16 protein-coding genes are annotated in these 18,382 nt (G+C 67.2%); 12 read left to right on the top strand and 4 right to left on the bottom strand.

The window, feature by feature from the left end; all coding sequences use genetic code 11:
• Positions 1-92: 92 nt before the first annotated feature.
• The 3 genes from hrcA to OC550_RS06950 all read left to right on the top strand — a co-directional run bounded on the left by hrcA (position 93) and on the right by OC550_RS06950 (position 3,070).
• Entirely contained in the window at positions 93-1,106 is a 1,014-nt protein-coding gene (hrcA, locus tag OC550_RS06960) for a heat-inducible transcriptional repressor HrcA (RefSeq protein WP_262104593.1), read from the top strand.
• 68 nt (positions 1,107-1,174) lie between these two features.
• Positions 1,175-2,305 carry a molecular chaperone DnaJ gene (gene dnaJ, locus OC550_RS06955; RefSeq protein ID WP_262104591.1) on the top strand — a complete coding sequence of 377 codons (1,131 nt, stop codon included), beginning with the start codon at positions 1,175-1,177 and terminating at the stop codon, positions 2,303-2,305.
• Positions 2,306-2,308: 3 nt separating this feature from the next.
• A complete protein-coding gene (locus tag OC550_RS06950; protein ID WP_262104589.1) occupies positions 2,309-3,070 on the top strand; it encodes a 16S rRNA (uracil(1498)-N(3))-methyltransferase in 762 nt (253 codons plus the stop codon).
• Between the two features lie 35 nt (positions 3,071-3,105).
• Here OC550_RS06950 and OC550_RS06945 read toward each other — a convergent pair whose 3' ends face one another.
• A complete protein-coding gene (locus OC550_RS06945; protein WP_262104587.1) occupies positions 3,106-3,906 on the bottom strand; it encodes a GerMN domain-containing protein in 801 nt (266 codons plus the stop codon).
• A gap of 488 nt (positions 3,907-4,394) precedes the next feature.
• On the opposite strand from OC550_RS06945, the gene OC550_RS06940 reads away from it, so the two are divergent.
• The 5 genes from OC550_RS06940 (at position 4,395) to OC550_RS06920 (ending at position 9,886) form a co-directional block, all read left to right on the top strand.
• Positions 4,395-5,435, top strand: a complete 1,041-nt coding sequence (locus OC550_RS06940) for a PhoH family protein (protein WP_262104585.1) — start codon at positions 4,395-4,397, stop codon at positions 5,433-5,435.
• Positions 5,432-5,905 carry an rRNA maturation RNase YbeY gene (gene ybeY / locus OC550_RS06935; protein ID WP_262104583.1) on the top strand — a complete coding sequence of 158 codons (474 nt, stop codon included), beginning with the start codon at positions 5,432-5,434 and terminating at the stop codon, positions 5,903-5,905. The genes OC550_RS06940 and ybeY overlap by 4 nt, the downstream gene beginning before the upstream one ends.
• Positions 5,902-7,230 carry a hemolysin family protein gene (locus OC550_RS06930; protein WP_262104581.1) on the top strand — a complete coding sequence of 443 codons (1,329 nt, stop codon included), beginning with the start codon at positions 5,902-5,904 and terminating at the stop codon, positions 7,228-7,230. The genes ybeY and OC550_RS06930 overlap by 4 nt, the downstream gene beginning before the upstream one ends.
• 20 nt (positions 7,231-7,250) lie before the next feature.
• The gene (era, locus tag OC550_RS06925) at positions 7,251-8,198 is read left to right on the top strand and encodes a GTPase Era (RefSeq protein ID WP_262106277.1); all 948 of its coding nucleotides are present in this window, start codon (positions 7,251-7,253) and stop codon (positions 8,196-8,198) included.
• 224 nt (positions 8,199-8,422) lie between these two features.
• A complete protein-coding gene (locus OC550_RS06920) occupies positions 8,423-9,886 on the top strand; it encodes an LCP family protein (RefSeq protein ID WP_262104579.1) in 1,464 nt (487 codons plus the stop codon).
• 86 nt (positions 9,887-9,972) lie between these two features.
• On the opposite strand, the gene OC550_RS06915 is transcribed toward OC550_RS06920, so the two are convergent.
• Positions 9,973-11,913: a M13 family metallopeptidase gene (locus OC550_RS06915; RefSeq protein WP_262104577.1), complete on the bottom strand. Its 1,941-nt coding sequence runs from the start codon at positions 11,911-11,913 to the stop codon at positions 9,973-9,975.
• A gap of 207 nt (positions 11,914-12,120) precedes the next feature.
• Between OC550_RS06915 and leuA the strand changes: the two genes are divergently transcribed.
• From leuA to OC550_RS06900, 3 genes are all read left to right on the top strand, one after another.
• Entirely contained in the window at positions 12,121-13,887 is a 1,767-nt protein-coding gene (gene leuA, locus OC550_RS06910; RefSeq protein ID WP_262104575.1) for a 2-isopropylmalate synthase, read from the top strand.
• Positions 13,888-13,951: 64 nt separating this feature from the next.
• Positions 13,952-14,704 (top strand): DNA repair protein RecO, encoded by a 753-nt coding sequence (gene recO / locus OC550_RS06905; protein WP_262104572.1) that lies wholly within the window; start codon positions 13,952-13,954, stop codon positions 14,702-14,704.
• Positions 14,701-15,495, top strand: coding sequence for an isoprenyl transferase (locus OC550_RS06900; protein ID WP_262104571.1), 795 nt, complete (start codon positions 14,701-14,703; stop codon positions 15,493-15,495). The genes recO and OC550_RS06900 overlap by 4 nt, the downstream gene beginning before the upstream one ends.
• A 10-nt stretch (positions 15,496-15,505) precedes the next feature.
• Here OC550_RS06900 and OC550_RS06895 read toward each other — a convergent pair whose 3' ends face one another.
• A complete protein-coding gene (locus OC550_RS06895) occupies positions 15,506-16,573 on the bottom strand; it encodes an alpha/beta hydrolase (RefSeq protein WP_262104569.1) in 1,068 nt (355 codons plus the stop codon).
• 76 nt (positions 16,574-16,649) lie between these two features.
• On the opposite strand from OC550_RS06895, the gene OC550_RS06890 reads away from it, so the two are divergent.
• Positions 16,650-17,714: a quinone-dependent dihydroorotate dehydrogenase gene (locus tag OC550_RS06890; RefSeq protein ID WP_262104567.1), complete on the top strand. Its 1,065-nt coding sequence runs from the start codon at positions 16,650-16,652 to the stop codon at positions 17,712-17,714.
• 79 nt (positions 17,715-17,793) lie between these two features.
• Here OC550_RS06890 and OC550_RS06885 read toward each other — a convergent pair whose 3' ends face one another.
• Positions 17,794-18,378 carry a DUF3043 domain-containing protein gene (locus OC550_RS06885; RefSeq protein ID WP_262104565.1) on the bottom strand — a complete coding sequence of 195 codons (585 nt, stop codon included), beginning with the start codon at positions 18,376-18,378 and terminating at the stop codon, positions 17,794-17,796.
• Between the last annotated feature and the right edge of the window lie 4 nt (positions 18,379-18,382).

The raw sequence follows: 18,382 nt of genomic DNA, 5'->3' as shown, positions 1-18,382 counted from the left end.
AACAACGGCCGTAACGTATTAGACTTAGCACTTAGGCGTGTTGAGTGCTAATGCTGTGCGCGTGCCGGCCAAGCAGAATCAGGAGGTGTACCGTGAGCGAAGTCCGACGGCTGGAAGTGCTTCGCGCGATCGTTGAAGACTACGTTCATTCGCGCGAGCCTGTCGGTTCGAAGGCCCTCGTGGAGAGGCACCACCTCGGTGTTTCATCGGCCACGATCCGCAACGATATGGCGGCGCTGGAGGAAGAGGGGCTCATCGTGGCCCCGCACACCAGTGCAGGGCGCATCCCGACGGACAAGGGCTACCGTCTGTTCGTGGACCGCATCTCGGACGTCAAACCGCTCTCGCAAGCCGAACGCCGGGCGATCCAGACCCTCCTAGAGGGCGCGGACGACCTCGATGACGTGATGGAGCGGACGGTGCGGCTGCTCTCGCAGCTCACGCACCAGGTCGCGGTCATCCAGTACCCGCAGCTGGGCCGCGCCAGGCTGCGGCATATCGAGTTCGTCCTGCTGGCGCCAGCGCGGGCCCTGGTCGTGGTGATCGCGGACAACGGCAAGGTTGAGCAGCAGGTCATCGGCCTCCCCGCGGAGGTGACGGACCAGCAGCTGTCCGACCTGCGGACCGCTTTCCTGTCCGACTTGTCCGGCCACCCGCTGGAAGCCCTGCGCCGTCTGGTGGACGGCACGGTGCAGAGTGTCCGGCCCGAATCGGCCGCCGTGGCACGGGAACTCGGGGCGGCGCTGGTGAAACTCGCCGAAGCCACCCACGAGGAGCGGATCCTGCTGGCTGGCACGGCCAACCTCGCCCGTTCCACCATGGATTTCCCGCTGACCATCGGGCCCATCCTCGAGGCCCTCGAAGAGCAGGTGGTCATGCTCCGGCTACTGTCGGAGATGCAGCAGGATGCGCGAGGCGTCTCGGTGCGGATCGGCAGCGAGAACCCGTACGGTTCGCTGGCCGAGACCTCCGTGATTGCCACGGGCTATGGACCGGATGCCTCCGCGAAGGTCGGCATCCTCGGTCCGACCCGGATGGACTACCCGACGACGATGGCGGCAGTACGTGCGGTCGCACGCTACCTTTCGAGGATCCTCGCCGGCTAGGTGCCGGCAGCAAGCAGCAGTTGGACAGCCACTGTCCGCCAACCGATTCCAGGAAAGAAGTTAACCAGGTGAGCAACCACTACGACGTTCTCGGTGTCAGCCAGGATGCCACGGCTGAGGAAATCAAGAAGGCCTACCGCAAGCTGGCACGGAAGCTGCATCCGGATGTCAACGATGGCCCCCAGGCGGCCGAAGAGTTCAAGCGTGTCAGCCACGCCTACGAAGTGCTCTCCGACCCGCAGAAGCGCCGGGTATACGACACGACCGGCAACGAGAACGGTACGGACAGTGGATTCGGCAGCGGCTACTCCGGCGCAGGCTTCGCCTTCCAGGACATCTTTGAGACCTTCTTCGGCGGCCCCGGAGGCGGCGGGGGACCGGCCTCGCGCCGCCAGCGCGGGCAGGACGCCCTGATCAACGTAAAGATCGACCTTAAGGACGCCGTTTTCGGCGTCAACAAGAAGATCGAGGTGGATACCGCCGTCATCTGCCCGACCTGCGACGGCAGCTGCTGCCGCCCAGGCACCAGCCCGCGCACCTGCGACATCTGCGGCGGGTCCGGCCAGGTCCATCGCGCCGTCCGCTCCATCCTCGGCCAGGTCATGACCGCCGCCCCCTGCGGCAGCTGCCAGGGCTACGGCACGGTCATTCCCGATCCGTGCAACGAGTGCAACGGCGAGGGCCGCATTCGCAGCCGCCGGTCGCTGACCATCAAGATCCCGGCCGGTGTGGCCACCGGCACCCGCATCCAGCTGGCGGGACAGGGGGAGACCGGTCCCGGCGGCGGACCGCAGGGCGACCTGTATGTGGAGATCCGCGTGGCCCAGGACAAGAACTTCCTGCGGGAAGGCGATGACCTGCACGTCACGATGTCCGTGCCCATGACCGCGGCCGCCCTTGGCACCGAGCTCGAGCTGGACACCTTCGACGGCCCCCAGCAGCTGGACATCAAGCCCGGCACGCAGGCGGGCGAGATTATTAACCTGCGCGGCCTGGGCGTCACGCACTTGCGCGGCTACGGCCGCGGCGACCTCAAGGTCCACATCCACGTCGAGACGCCGACCAAGCTCGATTCAGAGCAGGAGAGCCTGCTGCGGCAGCTGTCCCAGGCCCGCGGCGAGCAGTACACCGAAGGGAAGCTCGCCGGCAGTGGCACCGGCGTCTTCGCCCGGCTCCGCGACAAGCTCGGCCACCTCTGACCCATGACCAACCCGGTCTTTTTCGCTGAGCCTTCAGAGTTCGACGGCGTTGCCCCCGGCGCGCTGTTCGTCCTCACCGGCGCGGAGGCGCGGCACGCCGTCGCGGTCAAGCGCCTGGCCGCCGGTGAAGCGGTGGACATCGTGGACGGAACCGGGAAGCGCCTCTCCGGCACGGTTACTGCCGTTGCGCCCCAGGAGCTGACCGTCCGGGCCGAGTCGGTAGCCGTCGATCCCGCGCCTCCCTACAGCCTGACGCTGGTCCAGGCGCTGGCGAAGGGCGACCGGGACGAGATGGCCATCGAAGCCGCCACGGAGCTCGGCGTCGACCGCGTGGTGCCGTGGCAGTCGGAGCGCAGCATCGTCCGCTGGCGGGATGCGAAGGCGGCCAAGGGACAGGCGAAGTGGGAGGCGACGGTCAGGGCGGCGGCGAAGCAGTCGCGCCGCGCGGTCATCCCGGAGGTCGGCACGCTCGTGGGCCTGAAGGACCTGTGCCGGCTGATTGCCTCCAGCCGAGTTGCGCTGATCCTCCATGAAGACGCAGCGCGATCGCTGGCTGACGCGGTGGCAGAGGCCGGACTGCCAAGTGACGGGGATGGCAGTGTCCTCATGATTGTGGGGCCGGAAGGCGGCATGAGCCCGCAGGAGGTCGAGCAGATGCTCGCCGCCGGCGCGGTCGCCGTCCGGCTGGGGCCGCATGTGCTGCGCTCGTCGACCGCGGGACCCGCGGCCGTCACGCTGCTGAGCGTCCAGCTGCGGCGCTGGTAGCCGCGCCGGCCTGCCCGCTACTGCTGGATGAGCGGCTACTTGACGCTAAAGGTCTTGCTGTCCGGATTCAACTCCGTGGCGGCCGCCCCGTCCTGGGCGGCATCGAACACGCTGAGCCGGTACGTCCCCGCGGGGAGGTCGAGACCGAACCGGAACTCTCCGGAGGCGCCGTCGGGGGCGTTGATCCCGACTGTGCCGGACTTGACCTTGCTGCCGCTGCCGGTGTCCTCGGCATCCTTCAGCCGGGAGACCTGCCACGACAGCTCCGCGTCGATGGCGACGGCGCGGCCGTAGACCTCCAGCCGGTCGTTCAAGGCTGCATCCTGCTGGGGGTCGATGACCCAGATCGGCGCCGTCAGTTCAGGATTTCGGGTCATCAGGGCGCCGAGTTTCACATAGCCGAAGGCCATGTACCCGCGGTGGCCGTCCACCAGGATTTCCACTTCGAGGGGGTTGCCCGGGGTGCTAAGGCCGGCGTTGGCGGCGGCGGCCGTGGCTGTGTAGACCAACTGCTGGATGGCGCGCTCGGCGATGCCTTCGTCGACGTTGGCCTTGAAGGCGTCCGAGGAGATGTCCAGCGTGATGACCGAGCCTTTGGTGATCGACGTGCCGACCTTGGAAGCCGGCCGCCACGGATTGAAGTAGTCGGAATCGAGCGGCTGCAGCGACAGAGCGGCGTTGACCGCCGTCGTGATGGGATCTCCGAGGTCCTCCGCCGAACGGAACTCGCGGTAGAGGAAGACGCTGTCCGCGTTCTCGCCGAGCCAGTACACGGGCGAAAGCGACGTGCTCTCCGGTGTCTCCAAGGGGGCACTGGTGACCAGCGGGCTGCTCATGATGGTGGGGCCCCCCGTGCTGGGCGGCATCGACGTTCGTGGCTCACTGCCGGGACCCGCCGGGGAACAGCCGATCAGCACGACGCTGCCGAGCGTCAGGACGGCCAGCCAGGCGCGGAACTTGCGCGTCGGGGCCGGGTGCCGGGTCTGTTCGGGGGAAATAGCTGCGTTCCTTTATCTTGCGGCTGCGTTCGTCGTCCAAGTCCAAGGAGGACCTGCGGAAACCGGCCGGTGCCGGTGTCCGAGAGACTAGCTTGGCACATACCCGGTCCGTGCCGGGGACGATTCGGGTCCTCTCAACCGGACTGATGCAGGATCGAAACAGGATCGATACCGAACGGCCGGTGCGCGCACCATGGGTCGACGGCGGTTGCGTGCCGTAGCATTGATGTATGAATCGCGCGCCCGTTCGGGCGGGCGGAACCGAGCAGTAGGCCAGCAGCCGAACACTACTGAAGGGGCGATGGAAGGCCGGGTCAGGCCGCACTATGTCGGAAACACAATTGGATGTTGATCCGCTAGGATCCGGTAGTCTCTCTGTGCACTTCGAATCGCCCGAGCATATGGTCAGGGCACTGGGTGCCCAGGACGAGGTGCTGCGGCTGATCGAGTCCGAGTTCACCGACGTGGACCTGCACGTGCGCGGCAATGAGCTGTCCATAACGGGCCCGCCCCAGGCCGTGGAGCGCACCGGGCGGCTGCTGGCAGAGATCAGGACCCTGGCCGCCAATGACACGCGCGTGACGCCCCAGGTCGTCGAGCAGCTGCTGCGCATGCTGAGCGAACAGTCGGTCGCCAGGCCTTCCGAGGTCCTGACGCTGAACATCCTGTCCTCGCGCGGGCGGACCATCCGGCCCAAGACGCTGAACCAGAAGGACTACGTCGAGGCCATCGACAACCACACGATCGTTTTCGGGATCGGCCCCGCCGGCACGGGCAAGACCTACCTGGCCATGGCCAAGGCGGTCCAGGCCCTGCAGCACAAGGAGGTCAACCGGATCATCCTGACGCGTCCCGCTGTCGAGGCGGGGGAGCGGCTCGGCTTCCTGCCGGGAACGCTCAGCGACAAGATCGACCCGTACCTGCGCCCGCTCTACGATGCCCTGCACGACATGATGGACCCGGACTCCATCCCGCGCCTGATGGCTGCGGGCACCATTGAAGTGGCGCCGCTGGCCTACATGCGCGGCCGGACGCTCAATGACGCATTCATCATCCTCGACGAGGCCCAGAACACGACCCCTGAGCAGATGAAAATGTTCCTGACCCGCCTGGGGTTCGGCTCCAAGATGGTGGTCACCGGCGACGTGACGCAGATCGACCTGCCCGGCGGTTCCAGCTCGGGCCTCAAGGTGGTCAGCGAGATCCTGCAGGGTGTCGAGGATGTGAGCTTCTCCATCCTGGATGCCTCCGACGTGGTGCGGCACCGGCTGGTCAGCGACATCGTGAATGCCTACAGCCGCTGGGACGACACCCGGCGGCAGCGCGTACCCGCCAGGAACAGGCCCCCGAGGGAAGGACAGCATTGAGCATCGAGGTCAATAACGAGTCAGCCATGGCCGCGGACGAGGCCGAGCTGGCGCGGCTGGGCCGCTTCGTGCTCGACAGCATGTATGTCCACCCCGAGGCTGAGCTCTCCATCATCCTGGTGGATAAGGAGGCCATGGAGCGCCTCCACATTGAATGGATGGACGAACCCGGGCCCACCGACGTCCTCTCCTTCCCGATGGACGAGCTTCGCTCGGGTACGCCTTCCCAGAAGACCCCGGCGGGTGTGCTCGGAGACGTCGTGCTCTGTCCGCAGGTCGCCGAGGAGCAGGCCCGGAAGGCCGGGCACAGCATCGGCGAGGAGCTGCTCTTGCTGACGACGCACGGGATGCTGCATCTGCTCGGCTACGACCACGCCGAGCCCGAAGAGGAACAGGAAATGTTCGGGCTGCAGCGGCGGCTGCTGGCCGACTTCCTCGGCAAGGAAGCGCCCACGGAGACCACCCTTTGATCATTTGGATGCTGACCGGCCTCGCGCTGGTCTTTATTCTGCTGGCCGCCGTCCTCACCGCCGCGGAAGCGGCCTTCACCTACCTGCCCCGGCAGGAAGCGGAGCAGCTGCTCTCCAGCGGGCGGGGCCGCCGGCTGGCCACGATCCTGCAGGAGCCGGTGGCGCACATGCATGCACTGCGCTTCTGGAGGATCTGGTTCGAGACCGCCGGCGCGGTCGCCGTAGCACTCCTTTTCTACGACCTGATGCGCAATGTTTGGCTGGCCGGGCTGCTGGCGACCGCCGCCATGGCGGCGGTCGGCTTTGTCCTGGTCGGCGTTTCGCCCCGGCAGTTCGGCCGGATGCACGCCACGGGCGTAGTCCTGGCGACCGCCCCTGCGATCAGGCTGCTGTGCGGGATCCTTGGCCCGATCCCGGGATGGCTGGTCCGGCTGGGCAGTGCCGTCACCCCTAACGCGCCGCGGGCGGACGCCGCCTTCTTCTCCGAGGAGGAATTCCGCGACTTCGTGGACCGGGCCAGCGAGGCGGACATGATCGAAGACGCCGAGGCGGAACTGATCCAGTCCGTGTTCGACCTTGGCGACACGAAGGTGCGGGCCGTGATGGTCCCGCGCACGGACATCGTCACCATCGATTCCGGCGCTTCGCTGAAGCAGGCGATGTCGCTCTTCCTGCGCTCGGGCTACTCCCGGATCCCGGTCATCGGCGAGAACACCGACCAGATCAAGGGCATCCTCTACCTGAAGGACGTGGCCGCCCGCCTCCACACCAGGCCGGAGTCGGCGGCCCGGACCTCCGTGGACGAAGCGTGCCGCGACGTCCGCTACGTCCCCGAGTCGAAGGCCGTCGGCGAACTGCTCAAGGAACTGCAGCGCGAGTCGACCCATGTGGCGATCGTCATCGACGAATACGGCGGCACCGCCGGCCTGGTGACGCTCGAGGACCTCATCGAGGAGATCGTCGGCGAGATCGTGGACGAGTATGACTCCGAACGGCCGGAAATCGAGGCCCTCGGGCAGGGCCGCTACCGGATCAGCGCGAGGACCTCGATCGACGACGTCGGCGAGCTCTTCGGGATGGACCTCGACGACGAGGAAGTGGACACCGTCGGCGGCCTGCTGGCCAAGTCCCTCGGCCGGGTGCCGATCGTCGGCAGCGAGGTGACGATCGACGGGCTGCACATCCACGCCGAGCGGCTGGAAGGCCGGCGGAACCGGGTGTCGCACGTGCTGGCATGGCGGGAACCCGCCGCGACCGAGGCCGCCGCCGGCGGCCATGAACCAAGACACACCCCTGCCAGAGCAGAACCGGAGCCGGAAAAATGACAGCACACGATGACAAAGCCATGGCCATGGCCACCAGCGGATGGCCCGAGGACTACCGTGCCGGTTTCGTCTCCCTGGTGGGGCGGCCCAACGCCGGGAAATCGACCCTGACCAATGCCCTGGTCGGCCAGAAGGTGGCCATCACCTCGGCGAAGCCGCAGACCACCCGGCACACGATCCGCGGCATTGTGCACCGCGCCGATGCCCAGCTGGTGCTCGTGGATACACCGGGGCTGCACCGGCCCCGGACCCTGCTGGGCCAGCGGCTGAACGATCTGGTGGCGGACACCCTGTCGGAAGTCGACGCCATCGGCTTCTGCCTCCCGGCCAATGAGAAGATCGGCCCCGGGGACCGCTTTATCGCGAACCAGTTGGCTGCGCTGTCGCGCAAGCCGGTCGTAGCGCTGGTCACGAAGACGGATCTGGTGGACCGCAGCGCGCTGGCGGAACAGCTGCTGGCCGTTGCCGCCCTGGGCACGGAAGTTTTCGGCGCTGACGGATTTGCCGACGTCGTTCCCGTGTCCGCGGAGGATGGCTTCCAGGTGGACACGGTCGCCGACGTGCTCGTCTCCAAGATGCCGCTGTCGCCTCCTCTCTATCCGGACGGTGAGCTGACGGACGAGCCGGAGGCTGTCATGGTCGCGGAGCTGATCCGTGAGGCCGCATTGGAGGGTGTCCGCGATGAATTGCCGCATTCGCTGGCCGTCGTGGTGGAAGAGATCGTGCCCCGCGAGGGCCGCAGCGAAGACAATCCGCTGCTCGACGTGCGGGTCAACCTCTTTGTCGAGCGGTCCAGCCAGAAGGCCATCATCATCGGCAAGGGCGGAGCGCGGCTGCGCGACGTTGGCACCAAGGCCCGGCGCGGCATCGAAGCACTGCTGGGTACCCGTGTGTATCTCGATCTGCATGTGAAAATTGCCAAGGACTGGCAGCGGGATCCGAAACAGCTGGTCAGGCTCGGTTTCTGAGCGGGCCAGGGCGCCGGGAACTTTTGTCGTTACGTGTCCGTGTGCATGAATAGCACTCTTCACGTTTATCCTTTTATCTGGTCCGTGCTGGTATTACCCCCGAAAGGCAGGCATCCGTGGGTCGTCGCGGCAGTTCGAGTGATGATCCGCTGCATCACGAAGGCGGTGTTCCTCCGCGGCCGGCAGCTCAAAGGCATCCGGCTGTGCACGGAAGTGCCCGGCACATGCGCTCGGGGAAGCGGTTCACGTGGCTGAAGATCGTTTCTGCCGTTCTCGCCTGCGCCCTGGTTGCCGGGCTCGGGGTGATCGTCGTCAAGGTGGTTGGCCTGCGCGCCAGCCTGACGACGGAGCCGCTGAACCTCGGCACGGAGGCCCAGGGCCTGCCGGTCGACCTGAGCACAGATCCGGTGCAGATCCTGATCCTGGGCACGGATTCCCGGGCCAAGACCGGCGGTTCGTACGGCCGTGACCCGTCGTCGGACGGCAAGGGCAATTCCGACGTCATGATGCTGATGAACCTCTCCGCGGACCGCCAGCGGGTCACCGTCGTGAGCCTGCCCCGGGACCTCCTCACCGACATCCCCGCCTGCGAGGATCCGCAGACCGGCGAGATCTACCCCGAGCAGCAGTCCGCCCAGCTCAACATGGCGCTGAGCTACGGCGGTGCCGGCTGCACCGTCGCGGCGATCAACCAGCTCACCGGCATGGAGATCGACCATTTCATGATGGCCGACTTCAACGCGGTCAAGGAACTGTCGACCGTCATCGGCGGCGTGCAGGTCTGCGTCAATGAGCCGATCAACGACACCTACTCCAAGCTGACGCTGCCCGCCGGCATCAGCGAAGTGCAGGGCGAGCAGGCGCTGGCGTTCCTCCGTACCCGCCACGCCTTCGGCGACGGCGGCGACCGCGGCCGGATCCGCGCCCAGCAAAGCTTCCTGGCGTCCATGGCGCGCAAGCTCACTTCCGAGGGGACGCTGACCAACGTGCCGCGCCTTTACAACATCGCCGACGCCATTGCCCGCAACCTGACCGTTGACGAGGGGCTCACCGACGTGTCGAAGCTCCTGGCGCTGGCCGACCGGCTGAAGAACGTGGACCTGGGCAAGGTCGCCTTCGTCTCCCTGCCGACGACGCTTTACGAACCGAACCCCAACCGCCTGGTGATGGATGAGGTCGAGGGGGAGAAGCTGTTCAGCATCCTCAGGGCCGACGGCGATGTCACCGCCACGGCCGAAGAGAAGCCCTCCGCTTCGCCGTCACCTGGGCCCGGCGATGACGCCTCCACCCCGGCCACTCCCGAGCCGGAGGCGCTGCCCTTCGATCCCGCGACGCAGCCGGTGGAGGTCGTCAATTCCTCGGGCGCAAAGGACCGCGGCGCTGAACTCGCCGAGCAGCTCCAGGCGCTCGGGTACGTGCTGGCGTCGGGTACCGAGACGGAGAAAACCAATCCGGCGACCCAGATCTTCTACTCCTCCGGGTTCGAAGCCGTGGCCAACCAACTGGCCAAGGAACTCAACGTTCCCAAGGCCAGCGTCCTCTCCTCCGAAAGCAGCTACGGCGTCCGCATCGCGGTCGGATCGGACTTCACCACCGGCAAGAAGCTCAAGGCCACCGGGGGAGTCGGCGGCAACCTCCGCGGCCAGACGGCCGACCAGGTCACCTGCCAGGGTTCCGGCGGTTTCTGACCTGGAGCAGGTTCCCCGGCAAAAAAACGAAGGCCGTGCCTCCCGAGCCCGAAGGCGATCGGGAGGCACGGCCTTCCTGCCGGCAGCTACCAGATCCGGACGCGCTCGGCCGGATCGAGCCACAGACCGTCGCCGGACTGCACCTCGAAGGCGGCATGGAACTCGTCCATGTTCCTGACCACCTGGTTGCAGCGGAACTCGTTGGGCGAATGCGGATCAATGGACAGCCGCCGCTGGGACTCTTCGCTCCTGATCTTCTGGCGCCAGCATTCGGCCCAGGAGTAAAAGAAGCGCTGGATCCCCGTGAGCCCGTCTATCACGGGCGGCTCCTGTCCGTCGAGGCTGAGCTGGTAGGCCTTGTAGGCGATGATCAGGCCCCCGAGGTCGCCGATGTTCTCGCCCAGCGTGAGCTCGCCGTTGACCGTCTTGCCGGCCGCCTCTTCGGGGCTGAGCTTCGCGTACTGGTCGACCAGCCGCGCCGTCAGGGACTCGAAGGCTTTGCGGTCTTCGTCGGTCCACCAGTTGCGCAGTGCGCCGGTCCCGTCGTACTGCGAGCCCATGTCGTCGAAGCCATGCCCGATTTCGTGGCCAATGACTGCCCCGATGGCGCCGTAGTTGGCGGCAGGGTCTGCCTCGGCGTCGAAGAACGGCGGCTGCAGGATCGCGGCCGGAAAGACGATTTCGTTCATGGTCGGCATGTAGTAGGCGTTCACCGTCTGGGGGGTCATGTGCCACTCTTCGGTGTCGATCGGCCCGCCCAGCTTCTCCAGGTTCCGGCGGACCTCGAATTCGTTGGCGCCCAGGACGTTCTGCCAGACATCACCACCCGGCAGATACGAGGAGTAGTCGATCCACTTGGTCGGGTAGCCGATCTTTGTCCGGAACGCCTGCAGCTTCTCCAGGGCACGGCCGATGGTCTCGGCGCTTAGCCACTCGAGCGAACCGATGCTTTCGCGGTAGGCGCCGATCAGGTTGGCTACCAGTTCCTCCATCCGCTCCTTGTGGGACGGCGGGAAGTGCCGGGCGACGTACTCCTGGCCGATGGCTTCACCCAGGGCGCCTTCAACGAGGGCGACGCCGCGGCGCCAGCGTTCCTTGATCTCGGGCGTTCCGCTGAGGATCTTTCCGTGGAAATCGAAGTGCGTCTGGACCGCCTCGCCATGCAGGTACGGCGCTGCCGAGGTCAGCAACTGGAGCCGGAGCCAGGCCTTCCAAACCGCGAGCGGCTCGTCTTCGATCAGCCGTGCCAGGAGGGCAACAAAGTCCGGCTGGGACACGACCACCTCCGTAATGCCCGCCCCTTGGCTGCCCAGACCTTCGAGCCACTGCCGGATGCGGGGAAAGCTGCCGGCCAGCTCGTCGACGCCGCGAAGGTTGTAGGTCTTCTGCGGGTCCCGGCAGGAAACCTTGTCCAGATGCCCGGCCGCGAGCTTGTGCTCCAGCCCGATCGCTGCCGTAGCCTCGGCGGGATCGAATCCTGCCTGCTCCATGATGGCCGCAGCGTACTCGGCGTAGCGCGCCCGGATGTCCTTGAACTCGTCTTCGCGGTAGTACGACTCGTCCGGCAGACCCAGCCCCGCCTGGTAAAGGTAGACGAGATACCGGGTGGGGTCACCGGCGTCGTTGTTGACGTAGAACGCCAGCGGGTAGGCAGCACCCTGGCGGGTGAACTTCGCCAGCAGGTCCAGCAGCGCGTCCCGGTCCGCCACCGCGTCGATCTCCGCCAGATGGTCCGCAAGGGGGGAGAACTTGCGGGCCTCGGCCCCGGCTTCGTCCATGAAGCTGGAATATACGACGCCGATCTTGCCGGCCGGGGTGCGCGCGTCCGGATCCGCTGCGGATGCCTCGATGATCTGCCGGACCGCGGCCTCGGCCTCGTCCCGTAGCGCGGTGAACGAACCCTCCAGCGGGCGGTCGGGGCGGATAGTGGTTTCGGCCAGCCACCTGCCGTTGACGTGGCGGAACAGGTCGTCCTGCGCGCGGACGGAGGGATCAACGTGGTCAAGGACGATGCCGGAACGGGTCATGGCAGCACCTTTCTGAAGTAGCAGCGGTTGACATGTTCTTCCTCATCCTACGCACCGTGCTAGGGTGAAATTGTGCGTGCTGGAATGCTTCTTCTTAGCTGCCGCGGCGAGGCCTAAAGAACTCTTGTTTGACGGCCGAATCCTCGCCGCGGAGTTCGTGTTGCCCGGCCGATGCCGCCACAGGAATTAGCAGAAAAGGCCAAGACCATGCGAAACGCGCAGAAACCCTCCGGAATGCCCATCCATAAGTACATTCCGTTCCAGGACCAGATCAACGTCCACCTCCCCGACCGCACCTGGCCGGACAAGGTCATCACGAAGGCGCCGCGCTGGTGCGCCGTGGACCTGCGGGACGGAAACCAGGCCCTGATCGACCCGATGAGCCCGGAGCGCAAGCACAAGATGTTCGACCTGCTGGTCAGGATGGGCTTCAAGGAGATCGAGGTCGGTTTCCCGTCCGCATCGCAGCTGGACTTCGACTTCGTGCGGCAGCTGATCGAGGGCGATCGCATCCCGGACGACGTGACCATCCAGGTGCTGACGCAGTCGCGCGAGCATCTCATTGAACGCACCTACGACGCGCTCGAGGGTGCGGACCGGGCCATCGTCCACCTGTACAACTCCACGTCCGTGCTGCAGCGGCGGGTGGTATTCAACCAGGACATGGACGGCATCGTGGACATCGCCCTGCAGGGTGCACGGCTCTGCCGCAAGTACGAGGAGGGGCTGAAGGGAACCGACGTCACCTACGAGTACTCGCCCGAGTCCTTCACCGGTACCGAGCTGGAGTTCGCCGCCCGCATCTGCAACGCGGTGACCGACGTCTTCGAGATCTCCCCGGACCGCAACGTCATCCTCAACCTGCCGGCTACGGTCGAGATGGCCACCCCCAACGTCTACGCCGACTCGATCGAGTGGATGTCGCGGCACCTGGACAACCGGGAGAACGTCATCCTCTCGCTCCACCCGCACAACGACCGCGGCACCGGCGTGGCGGCGGCCGAGCTGGGCTACCTGGCCGGCGCGGACCGCATCGAGGGCTGCCTGTTCGGCAACGGCGAGCGGACGGGCAACGTTGACCTGGTCACCCTGGGGCTGAACATGTTCGGCCAGGGCATCGACCCGATGATCGACTTCTCCAACATCGACGAAGTCCGCCGGACGGTCGAATACTGCAACCAGCTGCCGGTGCCCGAACGCTCTCCCTACGGCGGCGACCTGGTGTTCACCGCGTTCTCCGGCTCGCACCAGGACGCCATCAAGAAGGGCTTCGAGGCCATGGAGCGCGATGCCGCGGCCGCGGGGAAGACCGTCGACGAAATTCCGTGGGCCGTTCCCTACCTGCCGGTGGATCCCAAGGACCTGGGCCGCAGCTACGAGGCCGTCATCCGCGTCAACTCGCAGTCCGGCAAGGGCGGGGTGGCGTACCTGCTGAAGAACGAGCACAGCCTGGACCTGCCGAGGCGCGCCCAGATCGAGTTCTCCGGCGTGATCCAGCGCCGCACCGACACGGTGGGCGGCGAAGTCAGCGGCGCCCAGCTGTGGGAAATCTTCAACGACGAGTACCTGCCGATTCCCGAGCGTCCGTGGGGACGCTACACCCTGGGCTCGGTCAAGACGGACTCCGCCGAAGACGGCTCGTTCCAGCTGAGCGTCTCGCTGATCGTGGACGGCGTGCAGCAGCGCAGGACCGCGGAAGGCAACGGTCCGATCGCCGCACTGCTGGACATCTTCCGCCAGGACGGCGTGGATGTCCGGGTCCTGGACTACAGCGAGCACGCGCTGTCCGAAGGCGGCAATGCACGCGCCGCGGCCTATGTGGAATGCGCCGTGGCGGAGCGAGTGCTCTGGGGTGTTGGTATCGATACCAACACGACGATGGCGTCGCTCAAGGCGGTCGTGTCCGCAGTGAACCGGGCCATCCGGGACAACGTGGCGCAGTCCGCGGCGGCGGGCGAAGCCTCGGCCCAGTAGCCCGTCCGGCCGCGCCCGGCCCGCCGATGTGCGGGCCGGGCGCAGTCAGTGGGACAATGGGCCTGTGTCCAACCGATCCTTCGCCTCCCGAACCTACCGGGATGAAGGCGTCATCCTGCGGACCCACAAACTCGGCGAGGCAGACCGCATCATCGTCCTGCTGACCAAACGCCACGGCCAGGTCCGTGCCGTCGCGAAGGGAGTCCGGCGCACCAGCAGCAAGTTCGGCGCGATGCTTGAACCGTTTATGGTGGCGGACCTGCAGCTCATTGCCGGACGCAACCTCGACATCGTCACGCAGGCGCAGACGCTGGGCCCCTACGGGCGCGAAATCGTCGCCGACTACGCCAAGTACACCGCCGCAGCAGTCATCTGCGAGACTGCTGAGAAGCTGACCGACATCGACGGCGAATCCGCGGCGGTGCATTATGGCCTTGTCATCGGTGCACTGTCCGCCCTCAGCCGGAGCCGGCACGCACCGGAGCTCGTGCTCGACTCCTACCTGCTGCGGGCCCTGGCAACCGCAGGCTGGGCCCCGAGCTTCACGGACTGCGCGCGCTGCTCGGCGCCGGGACCGCATTCGGCTTTTTCTGCACCGCTGGGCGGCGCCGTCTGCCACGACTGCCGCCCGCCCGGCTCCGCATCCCCGGCACCGGAGACCATGTTGCTGCTGGCCGCGCTGCTCAGCGGTGACTGGCCGGCGGCCGACGGATCGGCGCAGACCTCCCGGCGGGAAGCCGCCGGCCTGGTGGCCAGCTACCTGCAGTGGCACCTGGAACGATCCGTCAGATCCCTCAAACACGTGGAGCGAGTGTGACTACCCTGAACCCGAGCAAACCTGCTCCCCATCCGTCCGGCGCCCGGGCCCCCCGGCTACCGAACGGTTTGGTCCCGCAGCACGTCGCCATCGTGATGGACGGCAACGGCCGCTGGGCCAACCAGCGCGGCTTGCCCAGGACGGAAGGGCACCGCGCCGGCGAAGCTGCGCTGCTCGACGTCATGGCGGGCGCGATCGAGATCGGGGTGCGCCACGTCAGCGTCTACGCGTTCTCCACCGAGAACTGGAAGCGGTCGCCGGAAGAGGTCCGCTTCCTGATGGGCTTCAGCAAGGATGTGCTGCGCCGCCAGCGGGACCAGCTTGACCAGTGGGGTGTGCGCATCCGGTGGTCGGGCCGTCGCCCCCGCCTGTGGCAGTCGGTCATCAAGGAGCTTGAGGTGGCCGAGCGGCAGACCGCCGGCAATGACGTCTGCACGCTCAACATGTGCGTCAACTACGGCGGCCGGGCGGAAATTGCCGACGCCGCGGCGGCCATCGCGGCCGAGGTCGCCGCCGGCCGGCTCAAGCCTTCCGCCGTGACCGAGAAGACGATCCAGCGCTACCTCGATGAGCCGGACCTGCCCGACGTCGACCTCTTCCTCCGCACCTCCGGGGAACAGCGCTTCTCCAACTTCATGCTCTGGCAGTCCGCCTACGCGGAGATGGTCTTCATGGACATTCTGTGGCCGGATGTGGACCGCCGGACGCTCTGGGAAGCCGTGGATACCTACGCTCGGCGGGACCGGCGATACGGCGGCGCGGTGGACGCCGCCTCCGTATCCGCCGGCTGAACCGGCTGCACTAGCTGGCCAGGATGTACGCCTTGGCCCAGCGCTCCAGCCGGGCGTAGGCGTCGGCGCGGACCTCGGGCGGCGACAGGAAGATGTCGTGGAGCGCCGCCTCGATCCGCTCGACGGTGACGCTGGAGCCGAGTTTGACCGCGCTGGCGGCCATCGTGCCCACGTCGAGGACGGCGTCGGCCGCCTTCATGTCCTCGTGCCACAGTGGCCCGTAGACGCTCCGCGCCGACGTCAGGACCAGGATCGGCACCGCAATGGCGAGCCCCTTGTCCACTTCGGCCTGCCCGTGCCAGATGGCGCTGAGCCAACCGGCGCGGACGGGGAACGCGAACGGCGGGCGGAGGTCCGGGTCCAGGTCCCACTCGCCTTCCGCTGTGCTGCTGATGGTCCGCCAGTAGAACCCGCGGGCCGGCAGTTTGATCTCCGCCTCCGGCTTGAGCCGGGAGAGCGGGTCGAGGACCCTGGCCGCCGCACGCCGCACGAGCGAGCTGCGGTGCATCTCGAGCCACGGGCTGTTCAGCACCAGCGCCTTGACCGCGCCCGGGTTGCGGTTGGCCCACAGCGCTGCCACGAGGCCCCCGGTCGAGTGGCCCATCAGGGTGAGCGCGATGTCTGCCTCCGCCAGCCCAAGCCGGGCCGCGCTGTCCTGGCGGACGGCTGCCATCGCAGTGGCAATCTCGTCGTCGTAATCCCTCAGGTCCGAGGCGTAGCCGGCCAGGTCGCCGCCACCGACGGTCCTGGCCCCGGGATCCGCTCCGGAGGAGTCGTCCGCGGCCGCGTCGGCCGGGTCCGGCTCTCCGATCCGCAGGTTCCGGCCGTGGTTGTGGACGTCGAGTGCGTAGAACGCCACCCCCAGCTGGTGCCAGAAAGAGGCAAGCTCGGTATTGAAGAAGTAGTCGCTCCAGCCGTGCAGGTACAGCACCACGTTTCCGCCCTGGGCCGGGCCGCGGTTCGCGGGGAGATGCCGCACCAGCGTGGCCCGCCGCGTCCTGCTCCCGGCCGCCGGAACCTCCAGCGCCGTCGATTCGAATCCGGCGCCGAGAATGTCCTCGATCCAGACCGTTGGCATCCTACTTCCCTTCCTTGCCTTCATGCTAAGCCTGCCCGGTTTGGCCGAAGGATGCCTTTGGCGGAAAACTAGGCTCATGCGTCTGTACCCACTCTTCTTCCGCGCCGCCTTCTCCTGGATGGACCCGGAACGTGCCCACACTATCGGTTTCCGGATGATCCGCCTGGCCCACTCGGCCGGTGCCGGCGCGCTGCTTCGGCGGGTCACGGCGCCCGCGCCCTCCCTGCGGACCGAGGCGCTGGGGCTGACGTTCCCGTCGCCGTTCGGACTCGCGGCGGGCTTCGACAAGGAAGGCCACGGCATCGAGGCGCTGTTCGACCTGGGCTTCGGCGCCGTCGAGGTCGGGACCATCACGGGATCGGCCCAGCCCGGCAATCCGAAGCCGCGGTTGTTCCGGCTGGTCGAGGACCGTGCGGTCATCAACCGGATGGGATTCAATAACGACGGCGCAGCCGCCGTCGCGCCGAGGCTTTCCGCTGCGCGGCGGTCCATCGAGCGGCGCTTTGGCGCGAGCCGGCCGGTGATCGGCGTCAATATCGGCAAGACCAAGACCGTGGAACTGGCGGACGCCGTCGACGATTACCTCAAGAGCACCCGCCTGCTGGCCCCGCACGCGGACTACCTGGTGGTCAACGTGAGCTCACCAAACACCCCCGGGCTCCGGCTCCTGCAGAGCGTGGAGACCCTGCGGCCGCTGCTGGCCGCGGTGGGGGAGACGGCCGATTCGGTGGCGCGGAGGCACGTCCCGCTGCTGGTCAAGATCGCGCCGGACCTGAGCGACGAGGACATCGACGACGTGGCCAACCTGGCGTTGGAGCTGAAGCTGGATGGCATCATCGCCACGAACACCACGATCGGCAGGGCAGGCCTGAAGTCGGACGCGGCCAAGGTCGCTGCCTGCGGGGACGGCGGCCTGTCGGGGGCACCGCTGAAGCAGCGTTCACTCGAGGTGCTCCGGCGGCTGCGGGTGGCCGCGGGGGACAGGCTGGTGCTGGTCGCGGTCGGGGGCGTGGAAACCGCGGACGACGTAAGGGAGCGCCTGGACGCCGGCGCGACGCTGGTCCAGGGCTACACGGCGTTCCTCTATGAGGGACCGTTCTGGGCGGCGCGCATCAACCGCTCCTTGGCCCGCCGGCGGTAGGGGCTTAAGACCAGAACGGGCCGGTTCCCACAGTGGGAGCCGGCCCGTTCGCGATGTTGGTCCGCTGCTGCAGAGCCGGTCAGGAGGGGTACTGGCCGCGCTTGACCTGGGGCTTGGGCAGCCGCATCCGGCGGAGCTGCAGGCCGCGCATGACGCCGTACCAGATGGCGCCGCGCTCGACCTCGCCGAACTTTGCCACCAGTCGCGACTTGAGCTGCCGGCCAAGAATGAAGGCGTCGACCGCCACCAGGCCCAGCAGCACCCAGAAGCCGACGAGGATGAAGGCCTGGACGTTCAGGTCGCGGACAAAGCTGAGCAGGACGAAGATGAGGGCGAAGATGATGAGGAATTCGCCCAGGACCCAGCGGGCGTCGACAAAGTCGCGCACGAAGCGTTTCTGCGGGCCCTTGTCCCGCAGCGGGAGGTAGCGTTCATCCCCGGTATCCATCGCCTGGCGCATCCGGATCCGCTCTTCCTGGGCGGCATGGCGGCTGGATTCCTTGGCGGCCTTGCGGTCGTTCGGCACCAGCGGCCGCTTGCGCGCGGCTTCCTGGTCCTTCCGGCGAGGAGTCGGCGTGCCCTTGCCCGGGCCGCGGTTGGCCTCCGGTGCAAGCTGGTCTGTGGTTTCCGGCGCGTTCGCAGCCTCTTTTTTACGTCCAAACACCCAT

Source organism: Arthrobacter sp. Marseille-P9274, from assembly GCF_946892675.1.
Lineage (GTDB): Bacteria > Actinomycetota > Actinomycetes > Actinomycetales > Micrococcaceae > Crystallibacter.
Note: the sequence above shows the minus strand (reverse complement) of the source record. Positions and strands in the feature narration are given on the sequence as shown.